Here is a 9,891-nt window from a genome sequence, read left to right on the forward strand (position 1 = left end):
CATGCCGAACAAGCCCACCGCCACATTTTCCGCCGTAACGCCGCCGTCGCGCGGGCGCGTGTTCAACTCGATCGTCGAGACCGTCGGCGCGACGCCCATCGTCCGGCTATCGCGGCTTGCCGCCGAGGCCGGGTGCAAGGCGGACATTCTCGGCAAGTGCGAGTTTTTCAACCCGCTTTCGTCGGTCAAGGACCGGATCGGGCGCGCCATGATCGAGGCGGCCGAACGCGACGGGTTGATCCGGCCGGGCGCGGTGCTGATCGAGCCGACCTCGGGCAACACCGGAATCGCGCTGGCCTTCGCCGCCGCCGCCAAGGGCTACCGGCTGATCCTGACCATGCCCGACAGCATGTCGGTGGAGCGGCGCAAGATTCTCGCCCTGCTCGGCGCCGAGATCGAGCTGACCCCGGCGGCCAAGGGCATGCGCGGCGCGATCGAGCGCGCGGTCGAGTTGCTGCGCGCGCACGAAGGCTCCTACATGCCCCAGCAGTTCGAGAATCCCGCCAACCCGGAGGTGCACCGCCGCACCACCGCCGAGGAAATCTGGCGCGACACCGAAGGAAACGTGGACGTCATCGTCAGCGGCGTCGGCACTGGCGGCACGCTGACCGGCGTGGGCGAAACGTTGAAGCCGCGGCGACCTGGCTTGCGCATGGTCGCGGTCGAGCCCGAGGACAGCGCCGTGCTGTCGGGCGGACCGCCGGGGCCGCATAAGATCCAAGGCATCGGCGCGGGCTTTGTCCCTAAGGTGCTCAACACCAGCCTGATCGACGAGATTCTCCGCATCGGCAACGAAACCGCGTTCGCGACCGCGCGCAAGACGGCAAAGCTGGAGGGCCTGCCGGTCGGCATTTCCTCGGGCGCGGCCATCGCCGCCGCCCTCGAAATCGGCGCGCGGCCCGAGATGGCGGGCAAGACCGTGCTCGTGATCCTGCCGAGCTCGGCCGAGCGCTATCTCTCGACCGCCTTGTTCGAAGGCATCGGGTCGGGATAGGGCCAGGATAGTAATCGCATCATGGACTTCACCGAATCCCAGGTCCGCCGCTACGCCCGCCACATCCTGCTGAAAGAGGTGGGCGGCGAAGGCCAGGCGCGCCTGATGCGGGCCAAGGTGCTGGTGGTGGGCGCGGGCGGGCTCGGCTCGCCGCTTCTGCTCTATCTCGCCGCCGCCGGAGTCGGCACGCTCGGCGTGATCGACGCCGATCACGTCGATCTTTCCAATCTTCAGCGCCAGATCGTGCATGCCACGGGACGCATCGGCGAGGCCAAGGTGGCGAGCGCGCGCCGCACCATCGCCGAAATCAACCCCGAGGTTCGCGTGATAACCCACGAGGCGCGCATCGGCCCCGACAACGCGTTCGACGTGATTTCCGGTTACGACATCGTCGCCGACGGTAGCGACAATTTCGAAACGCGCTTTCTGCTCAACGACGCCTGCTTTCTCGCCAAGAAGACCTTGGTCTCGGGCGCGATCCTCCGCTTCGACGGCCAAGTCGCCACCTTCAAGGCGCACGAACGGAGCCCGAGCGGCGGCCCCGGCAACATCCACGGGCCGTGCTATCGCTGCATCTTCCGCGAACCCCCGCCGCCCGGCGAAATTCCGTCCTGCGCGGAGGCCGGCGTGCTCGGCGCGCTTTGCGGCGTCATCGGTTCGCTCCAAGCGACCGAAGTCTTGAAGGAAATTCTCGGCATCGGCGAGAGCCTCTCCGGCTGGCTCATGCTGTGCGACGGCCTGTCGGCGGAGATGCGCAAGATCCGCGTGCCGGCCGATCCAGGCTGCCCCTTGTGCGGCGACGCCCCGACCATCCGCGATCTTTCCCATCACCGGCGCGGGTGAAGACGGCCATGACCGCGACCCGCCCCGACGAGCTTTCCCTGATCGTCTATTCCGGCGAGTACGACAAAGTGCATTACGCCCTGGTGCTGGCTTCGGGCGCGTTGGCGCTGGGCACGCGCGCGACGCTGTTCTTCACCATGGACGCCTGCCGCGCGCTGATGAAGCCGGACGCCGCGGGCGCGCCCGCGTGGCGGCGATTGGCGCTGTCCCAAGCGACCTCGGAAAATTTTCGCGACGGCGGCGCCATGGACGATTCCTTCAAGCGGCGCAACCTCGCCGACTTCGAGCAGCTGCTGGCGGCGTGCATCGAGTTGGGCGCGCGCTTCATTGTCTGCGAACTCGGGCTCAAGGCGCGCGGGCTCGATCCGGCCGATCTGCGCGCGGACGTGCGGGCCGAAATCGCGGGCGTCGCCACCTTGATCGGCGATGCGTCGAAAACAGGAGCGATGGTTTTCATTTGATATGTTGTTGATATTAAAACGAAAATAAATCTCCTTCCGCGTATTCAAAGACGTGTATATTAGAAGAAATATATAAGAAATTCCTCGCCGTCATGGAGGCTTCCCCTATGGCTCAGCAAACCATCGCCGATCTGCTCAAGGTCCGCACCGCCCCGGTCGTCACCTGCCGGCCGGACGACACGGTGCAGCTGGTGATCGATCTGCTCGCCCGTCACAAGATCGGCGCGTTGCCGGTGACCGACGGCGAAGGTCGCATCGCCGGGGTCGTGTCCGAGCGCGACGTCATCCGGGCGCTGGCCGCGAGCCGGAACGACGTGCGCACCCTGAAAGTGAGCGAGCTGATGACCCGCGACGTGGTCACCTGCTCCCGCGCGACCACCGTCAAGGACGCCGCCCGCCTGATGGACAAGCGCCGCATCCGCCACCTGCCGGTGATGGAGGGTTCCCGGGTCGTGGACATGGTGAGTCTCCGCGACGTGGTGTCGTCGCGCCTGAACGAAGCGGAACTCGAAGCCGACGTGCTGCGCGATTACGCGCGTGCGACCGTCGGCGTTTCGACGCACTAACTCTTTCTATTCGTCGGCGCGGGCAAGCTCGCGGAGCTTGGCGCACCAGACTCCCTCTTGTCCGTCGCCGATCGCACGCCCGTCGAGCTCGACCAGCGCGCGCACGCCGAGGCTGTTGACCATCATCGCCTCGTCGGCTTGATAAACGTCCTCGGGCGCGAGCGGGCGTTCGACCGCGCCCAATTCCCGCACCGCCGCCGCGCGCACGATGCCGGGCAGCGCGCCTTCGTCGAGCGACGGCGTCACCAACCAGTTGCCGAGGAAAAGGAACAGATTCGCCGCCGTGCCGTCGGCGATGCGGCCATGGGTGTTGAGCAGCAGGGCCTCGTCGGCGCCGCGCTCTTTCGCTTCCATCCGCGCCAGCACCTGCTCGAGGTAGCTCAAGGATTTCACGCGCGCGAGCACCGAGCCCTCGTCGCGGCGTGCTTTTCGCGCGGTCACGGCGCGGACCGACGTTTCGGGGGGAAGATCTGGGTGGGCCGCGATTACCACCGTCGGTTTCGGTTTTTCGGGCGGCAGCAGCCCGCGCTCGCCCGGCCCGCGCGAAACCGTGAGCCGGGCGACGCCGTCGCGGATGTTGTTCATGCGGATAGTGTCGGAAATCGCGCGGGCCAGCGCGACATCGTCGTAGGGAACCGGAAGGCGCAACGTGCGCGCGCCTTCGTTCAGGCGCGCGAGATGCTGGGCGACGCGCAGCGCTTTGCCCCCGCGCACGGCCAGGGTTTCAAACACGCCGTCGCCGAGCGTGAAGCCGCGGTCGGCTTCCTCGATGCGGATTTGCGCGCGCTCGTCAAAACGGCCGTTGAGCCAGACCTTGCCCCTCATGGCCGCCCGCCGGGCGCGGACTCGCCCGCCAGCGCGGCGAGCAACGGCGCCGCCTTGACCATGGTTTCCTCGTATTCGGCGGCCGGGATCGAGTCGGCGACGATGCCGCCGCCCGCTTGCGCCACCACCTGGCCGTCGGCGATCCACAGCGTGCGGATGACGATCGAGGAATCCATGGCGCCGTCGAAGCCGATCCAGGCGAGCGCGCCGCAATAGGGCCCGCGCCGGGCGGGTTCCAGTTCGTGGATGATCTCGAGCGCGCGAATTTTCGGCGCGCCGGTGACCGAGCCGCCGGGAAACGCGGCGGCGAGCAGATCGAGCGCGCCGAAGCCGGGCGCGAGCCGCCCTTCCACCGCCGACACCAGGTGATGGACCCGGGCGAAGGTTTCGAGGGTAAACAGTTCGGGCACGCGCACGGTGCCGACCGCCGCGACCCGGGAGAGGTCGTTGCGCAGGAGATCGACGATCATCAGGTTTTCGGCGCGGTCCTTTTCGCTCGCCCGCAGTTCGGCCACATAACGCGCGTCTTCCGCCGGGTCGGCGCCGCGGGGGCGGGTGCCCTTGATCGGGCGGGTTTCGATCCGCCCGGACCGGTCGAGCGCGAGAAACCGCTCGGGCGAAGCCGACAGCAGTTGCAGCCCCGGCGCGTTGAAAAAGGCCGCGAACGGCGAAGGCGTCAGGCGGCAGAGACGGCGATAAAGGGTGAACGCGTCGAGCCCGGGCGGCAGGTCGGCGAGAAAGCGGTGCGTGATGTTGGCCTGAAAGATGTCGCCCGCGCGGATGTAATCGACGCAACAGGCGACCATCGCCTCGAAGCGGGCGCGGCCGGTTTCCGCCCGCCAGTTTCCGCGCGCGCTCCAATCCGGCAAGGGCAACGGTTGCGCGGCGCGGATTTTCGCGGCCAGCGCCTCGGCCCGCGCCCGCGCCGGCGGGCGGCCGCCGGGCGCGCCGGGAACGTCGCGCGCGATCGCCCACGCGCTTCGCTGGGCGAGATCGAACGCGGCGACGGTGTCGTAGAGCCCGACCGCGAGGTCGGGCGAGGCGGGCGGCGCGGCGCGCGGCTGGGGCAGGCGTTCGAGGCAACCGCCGAGCTCGTAGCCGAAGAGGCCGAGCGCGCCGCCCTGGAACGGCGGCAAGCCCGGCAGCGCCGGCGCCAGGTCCAAGGGCAGTTTCGCGCGCAACAAGGCGAACGGATCGCTTGCGTCGCCGACGCGCCAGATCATGGTCGCGAACGGATCGACGGCGATGTAGGCGAAGCGTCCGCGCGTCGCGTGTTCCTCGGCCGAATCGAGCAGCGCCGCCCAGGGTTCGCGGGCAAACGGCGCGAACGCCGCGACGGGATCGCGATAGGGAATGGGAACGGTGACGGGGGCAGCGGGGCCGGCGGCAGCCGCCGGAACCGCGGTCACGCTCACGTCTGGTCGGCCAGCACGCGGTCGGGCGGGCGGTGGCCGTCCACGAACGTCTTGATGTTGATCAGCACCTTTTCGCCCATGTCGAGACGGCCCTCGAAGGTGGCCGAGCTCATGTGCGGCAGCAGCACGACGTTTTCCATCTCCAGGAGCTTGGGGTTGACCGCCGGTTCGTTCTCGAACACGTCGAGGCCGGCGCCGGCGATTTCCTTGGCGCGCAAGCCCCGCACCAGGGCGGCTTCGTCGATCACCTCGCCGCGCGAGGTGTTGACGATGTAGACGTGGGGATGGAGCAGCTTGAGCCGCCGCGCCGACAGAAGATGGAACGTCGCGGGCGTATGCGGGCAGTTGATCGAGATGATATCGACCCGGGCCAGCATCTGATCGAGGCTTTCCCAGTAGGTCGCTTCGAGTTCGTTCTCGATTTCCTCCGGCACCCGGCGCCGGTTGTGGTAGTGGATCGCGAGCCCGAAACCGCGCGCGCGGCGCGCCACCGCCTGGCCGATGCGCCCGAGTCCGATGATGCCGAGGCGCTTGCCCCAGATGCGGTGGCCGAGCATCCAGGTCGGCGACCAGCCCTGCCACTTGCCGGCGCGCAGGATCCGCTCGCCCTCGGCGAGCCGGCGCGGCACGGCCAGGATCAACGCCATGGTCATGTCGGCGGTGTCCTCGGTCAGCACGTCGGGGGTGTTGGTGACGGTGATGCCGCGCGAGCGCGCGGCGGCGAGATCGATGTGGTCGACGCCGGTGCCGTAATTGGCGATCAGGCGAAGCTGCGGCCCGGCCTGGGAGAGCACGCCCGCGTCGATGCGGTCGGTGACGGTCGGCACCAGCACGTCGGCGGTCTTGACCGCCTCCATCAACTCCGCCTTGGACAGCGGGCGGTCGGCGTCGTTGAGCTTGACGTTGAACAGCTCCATCAAGCGGGTTTCGATCGCCTCGGGCAGCTTGCGGGTGACGATGACCTTGGTTTTCTTGGTGGGCATCGGCCCTTTTCTCCCCGAGCGCGCGGCGGCTGATTTGCCGCACGCTTCGCTATTCTGGCGCCCCCATCGGGGCGATGCCGGAACCGCCGAGGTATTTTTCGTAGCAATGCCCCGGTCCCTTGGCAAGCGCTCGGACGGCACCGGCCCGGAAAGATTCCGCAACCGCGATGGCGGGGAAAACCCGCTTGCCTTTATAATGCGTTCGCCATGACCGCAGCGCACCCGTCCGCCGTGACGCGAATACTGATATTAACTCTTCTTGTCGTTTTCGCCTGCGCGGGATCGGCGCGGGCGGCGGAGGAAGACCCGGCGGGCGGCGCGGCGTCCGAACAGGGGCGCGGCGGGCCCGAAACCTCGGGCCTCCCGCTGCCGCGTTTCGCCTCCTTGCGCGCGGGCGAGGTTAACGTGCGCACCGGCCCCGGCGTGCAATATCCGATCGACTGGGTGTTCCAGCGTCAGGGATTGCCGGTCGAGGTCATCGCCGAATACCGCACCTGGCGCAAGATCCGCGACTGGCAGGGAACCCAGGGCTGGGTGCACCAGAGCCTGCTCGCCGGCAAGCGGACGGTGATCGTGGTCGGCGGCACGCGCACCTTGGCCGCCAGGCCCGAACCCGACGCGCGCCCCGTCGCGCACCTGGAAGCCGGCGTCGTCGCCAACCTGGTCAGTTGCCCGGAAGGATCGGCCTGGTGCCGGATCGAGGTCGACGGCTTCGACGGCTGGCTCCGGCGCGTCGACTTCTGGGGCGTGCTCAAGGACGAAACGACCGAGGCGAAGCGGAGTCTGAGGCCGGGACGCTAGACGAAATCAATCGAAGTCCTTCGCCAATTCGGCTCGCGTCGCTTCGGACAGAATCGCCATGTGCGCGTAGTTGGGATGGCGGATGGCGAGTACGACTTCGGTTCCCGCTTTGCGGAATTTTTCGATCTGCGTCTTCGTGAACGGAAACGCGAAGAAGTGGACCGACGAGGTCTTGCCGTCCTCGGTGGTCCGTTCGGCGTCGTCGTGCGCGACCCCCTTGACCATCTCGCCCGCGAAGGCGAGCGAAATGGTGTTCTCGATCCCGCCCAGGGTCTTGAGAACGGCGAGGCGGCGGTTCGGATCCTCGATCTCGATCATGAAGGTGGCGGAGAGGTTCGATCCCTTCGGCACCAGCGGATCGTAGGCCGCGATTTCGCCCGGAATCTGCTCCGCGCCGCCCTTTTCCACGAACAGCATTTCGTGGACCTGATGCAGCATGGTGGCGTAGTTCTCGAAATAGAACGTGGCGTCGGGACCGACCGGAACGCGCCGGTCGATCTTGGCGCGCGCCATCAGGCGGCGGCGTTCGGCGCGGACCTCGGCGTAATCCGCCATCGGCATGATGTCGGCGGGCGAAATGGCGTGCGGGTTGGGCGTCATCGGACGAGTCCTTTCAGTCGCCGTAAGCGCGGGCGAGAATTTCGATCGGATGGCGCGCGGTCGCGGCCGGTTTGGAAGCCGCGTCGAGCCGCTCGGCGCCCTGAACGATGTGGTCGCGGGCGAGCGGGCATTCGGAGACCACGAACGCGGCCTTCCGTTCGGCCGCCTGGCGGGCGACCGGGCGGCCGACTTTCAGCGCCACCTCGAAGGTTTCCTTCATCACCCCGAGCGAGCCGCCGTGGCCGGAGCACCGCTCGGCGACGTGGATCTTGGCCTCGGGGATCAGGCGCAGCATCTCGGTCGCCTTCTGGCCCATGTTCTGGGCGCGCGAATGACAGGAGATGTGCAGGAATATTTCGCCGGCGAGCGGCTTCAAGCCGGGCGCGAGCCCGTGGCGGCGGGCGATGTCGACCATGTATTCGCTGGCGTCGAAGGTGGCGTTGGCGAGAGTCTTGACGCCCTCGTCGTCCGGCACGATCAGGGGCCATTCGAACTTGAGCATCAGGGCGCAACTGGGCGTGAGCGCGACCACGTCGTAGCCCTTGGCGATCCACGGCTTGAACGCCGCCGCGATCGACTTGGCCTTCTCGGCGACGCGGGCGATGTCGCCTTGCTCCAATTGCGGCATCCCGCAGCAGCCGGGATAAACGAGTTCGGTTTCGACGCCGTTTTTCGCCAGCACCTCGAGCGCGGCGCGGCCGATGGCGGTGGCGTTGTAGTTGGCGAAGCAGGTGGCGAACACGGCCGCCTTGCGCCCGGCCTTGGCGGCGGGCGCTTCGAGGTTACGCGCGAGATTGAGTCTGGCCGCTTGCGCTTCCAGCGTTTCCGCATCGAACGTCGGGAGATCGGCCTCCGGATGCACGCCGAGGACGGCGGCCATCGCCGGACGGGTGAGCGCGTTGCCGCGCCGGCTCGCCCAGTTGGCGAGGCCGGAGATCGAACAGCCGATCCTGCCGTTGCGGTCGGTTTCGGTGATCTGGCGCGCGCCGAAGGGGACTTGGCCCTTCTTCGCGGCGACTGCGCGATGGCGCAGCATCAGGTGCGGGAAATCGAGATCGAATTCGTGCGGCGGAACGTACGGGCACTTGGTCAAAAAGCACATGTCGCAGAGCGTGCAGGCTTCGACCACCTTGGCGAAATCGGACGATTTGACCGTATCCAATTCCTCGCTCGGCGCGGCGTCGACCAGATCGAAGAGCCGTGGAAACGAATCGCAGAGGTTGAAGCAGCGCCGGCAGCCGTGACAGATGTCGAACACGCGCCGGGTTTCGGCGTCGAGCTTGGCTTCGTCCCAAAAATCGGCCTCGCGCCAGGGGATCGGGCGGCGGACGGGGGCTTCGAGACTGCCTTCGCGCATGGCATGGGTCCTTCGTGCGCCGGCGTCGGTCCCTCCCCCGCCGTTCCGGCTTGAATGTGGCGTCGTGACGGAAAATCCGGCCCGCCTTCGCGTCCGTCCCCGCGTCGAGGGAGCACGAAGGCGGAGCCGAGTGGACTTACTTCAGCGAATCGAGGGCCTTCTGGAAGCGCCCGGCGTGGGACTTCTCGGCCTTGGCCAGGGTTTCGAACCAGTCGGCGATTTCGTCGAAACCTTCCTCGCGCGCGGCTTTCGCCATGCCCGGGTACATGTCGGTGTATTCGTGGGTTTCGCCCGCGATCGCGGCGCGCAGGTTGTCGGCGGTCGGGCCGATCGGCTTGCCGGTGGCGGGATCGCCGACCGCCTCGAGAAATTCGAGATGGCCGTGGGCGTGGCCGGTCTCGCCTTCCGCGGTCGAGCGGAACACGGTCGAGACGTCGTTAAAGCCTTCGACGTCGGCCTTCTGCGCGAAATAGAGGTAGCGGCGGTTGGCCTGCGATTCGCCGGCGAACGCGGCTTTCAGGTTTTCCTCGGTCTTGGTGCCCTTGAGATTTTTCGGCATGGAGACAGTTCCTTTTCCCTGGGGTTGAACGAACGGCGGATCGAATGACGGCCGGCGCGGTGGACGCCCCGGAACGCTTCTTATATGGACGGCGGCTCGGAGGTTGTCAAGCAGATTAAAATTATTCCAAAATAATATGTAATAATATGAAATATATCAATTAATATACTGATTTGACGGCTCGTTTCGGTCCCTATTCCTTCTCTTCCAGGCGCACGATCACGTCGATCCGCTTGACGCGCGCGCCCGCGGGCGGCGCGGGCAGGCGGGCAACGCGCACGTCTTCGGCCGGAATATCCTGCAGCCGGCTCGTGCTTTCATGGAAGAAATGATGGTGGTCGCTGACGTTGGTGTCGAAGTAGGAGCGCTGGCTGTCGACCACGATTTCGCGCATCAATCCGACGGCGGTGAACTGATGGAGCGTGTTGTAGACGGTCGCGAGCGACACGCGGATGCCCGCCGCCTCGGCCTCCTCGTGCAAGGCCTC

Annotated in this window: 12 protein-coding genes; 5 read left to right on the forward strand and 7 right to left on the reverse strand. The window is 67.2% G+C overall.

Features of this window, described 5'->3' with window-relative positions; all coding sequences use genetic code 11:
• The first annotated feature begins 1 nt into the window (after window position 1).
• The 4 genes from cysK (at window position 2) to FJ311_09900 (ending at window position 2,864) form a co-directional block, all read left to right on the forward strand.
• A complete protein-coding gene (gene cysK, locus FJ311_09885) occupies window positions 2–994 on the forward strand; it encodes a cysteine synthase A (protein ID MBM3951751.1) in 993 nt (330 codons plus the stop codon).
• Window positions 995–1,015: 21 nt separating this feature from the next.
• Entirely contained in the window at window positions 1,016–1,837 is an 822-nt protein-coding gene (moeB, locus tag FJ311_09890; GenBank protein ID MBM3951752.1) for a molybdopterin-synthase adenylyltransferase MoeB, read from the forward strand.
• Window positions 1,838–1,845: 8 nt separating this feature from the next.
• Window positions 1,846–2,298, forward strand: coding sequence for a hypothetical protein (locus tag FJ311_09895; GenBank protein ID MBM3951753.1), 453 nt, complete (start codon window positions 1,846–1,848; stop codon window positions 2,296–2,298).
• Between the two features lie 92 nt (window positions 2,299–2,390).
• The gene (locus tag FJ311_09900) at window positions 2,391–2,864 is read left to right on the forward strand and encodes a CBS domain-containing protein (GenBank protein ID MBM3951754.1); all 474 of its coding nucleotides are present in this window, start codon (window positions 2,391–2,393) and stop codon (window positions 2,862–2,864) included.
• A 6-nt stretch (window positions 2,865–2,870) separates the two neighbouring features.
• Here FJ311_09900 and FJ311_09905 read toward each other — a convergent pair whose 3' ends face one another.
• The 3 genes from FJ311_09905 to FJ311_09915 are packed head-to-tail and all read right to left on the reverse strand — an operon-like array spanning window position 2,871 to window position 6,087.
• A complete protein-coding gene (locus FJ311_09905) occupies window positions 2,871–3,689 on the reverse strand; it encodes a 2-keto-4-methylthiobutyrate aminotransferase (protein ID MBM3951755.1) in 819 nt (272 codons plus the stop codon).
• On the reverse strand, window positions 3,686–5,098 hold the full coding sequence (gene pabB, locus FJ311_09910; protein MBM3951756.1) for an aminodeoxychorismate synthase component I: 1,413 nt from the start codon (window positions 5,096–5,098) through the stop codon (window positions 3,686–3,688). The genes FJ311_09905 and pabB overlap by 4 nt, the downstream gene beginning before the upstream one ends.
• Before the next feature lie 2 nt (window positions 5,099–5,100).
• Window positions 5,101–6,087, reverse strand: a complete 987-nt coding sequence (locus FJ311_09915) for a D-glycerate dehydrogenase (GenBank protein ID MBM3951757.1) — start codon at window positions 6,085–6,087, stop codon at window positions 5,101–5,103.
• A gap of 231 nt (window positions 6,088–6,318) precedes the next feature.
• On the opposite strand from FJ311_09915, the gene FJ311_09920 reads away from it, so the two are divergent.
• On the forward strand, window positions 6,319–6,888 hold the full coding sequence (locus FJ311_09920; GenBank protein ID MBM3951758.1) for a hypothetical protein: 570 nt from the start codon (window positions 6,319–6,321) through the stop codon (window positions 6,886–6,888).
• 6 nt (window positions 6,889–6,894) lie between these two features.
• On the opposite strand, the gene FJ311_09925 is transcribed toward FJ311_09920, so the two are convergent.
• The 4 genes from FJ311_09925 to FJ311_09940 form a co-directional block, all read right to left on the reverse strand.
• Complete coding sequence (locus tag FJ311_09925; protein ID MBM3951759.1) at window positions 6,895–7,488, reverse strand: DUF3501 family protein; 594 nt, start codon at window positions 7,486–7,488, stop codon at window positions 6,895–6,897.
• A gap of 13 nt (window positions 7,489–7,501) precedes the next feature.
• A complete protein-coding gene (locus FJ311_09930; GenBank protein ID MBM3951760.1) occupies window positions 7,502–8,845 on the reverse strand; it encodes a glycerol-3-phosphate dehydrogenase in 1,344 nt (447 codons plus the stop codon).
• A gap of 136 nt (window positions 8,846–8,981) precedes the next feature.
• Entirely contained in the window at window positions 8,982–9,404 is a 423-nt protein-coding gene (locus tag FJ311_09935; GenBank protein MBM3951761.1) for a rubrerythrin, read from the reverse strand.
• Between the two features lie 193 nt (window positions 9,405–9,597).
• On the reverse strand, window positions 9,598–9,891 hold a 294-nt coding region (locus FJ311_09940; protein MBM3951762.1), incomplete at its 5' end, for a transcriptional repressor.

Source organism: Rhodospirillales bacterium, from assembly GCA_016872535.1.
In the GTDB taxonomy this organism is placed as follows: Bacteria; Pseudomonadota; Alphaproteobacteria; order Rhodospirillales; family 2-12-FULL-67-15; genus 2-12-FULL-67-15.

Coding starts and splice junctions, on each gene's coding strand:
- cysK (MBM3951751.1), top strand. CDS start 2: ATGCCGAACAAGCCCACCGCCACATTTTCCGCCGTAACGCCGCCGTCG.
- moeB (MBM3951752.1), top strand. CDS start 1,016: ATGGACTTCACCGAATCCCAGGTCCGCCGCTACGCCCGCCACATCCTG.
- FJ311_09895 (MBM3951753.1), top strand. CDS start 1,846: ATGACCGCGACCCGCCCCGACGAGCTTTCCCTGATCGTCTATTCCGGC.
- FJ311_09900 (MBM3951754.1), top strand. CDS start 2,391: ATGGAGGCTTCCCCTATGGCTCAGCAAACCATCGCCGATCTGCTCAAG.
- FJ311_09905 (MBM3951755.1), bottom strand. CDS start 3,689: ATGAGGGGCAAGGTCTGGCTCAACGGCCGTTTTGACGAGCGCGCGCAA.
- FJ311_09915 (MBM3951757.1), bottom strand. CDS start 6,087: ATGCCCACCAAGAAAACCAAGGTCATCGTCACCCGCAAGCTGCCCGAG.
- FJ311_09925 (MBM3951759.1), bottom strand. CDS start 7,488: ATGACGCCCAACCCGCACGCCATTTCGCCCGCCGACATCATGCCGATG.
- FJ311_09930 (MBM3951760.1), bottom strand. CDS start 8,845: ATGCGCGAAGGCAGTCTCGAAGCCCCCGTCCGCCGCCCGATCCCCTGG.
- FJ311_09935 (MBM3951761.1), bottom strand. CDS start 9,404: ATGCCGAAAAATCTCAAGGGCACCAAGACCGAGGAAAACCTGAAAGCC.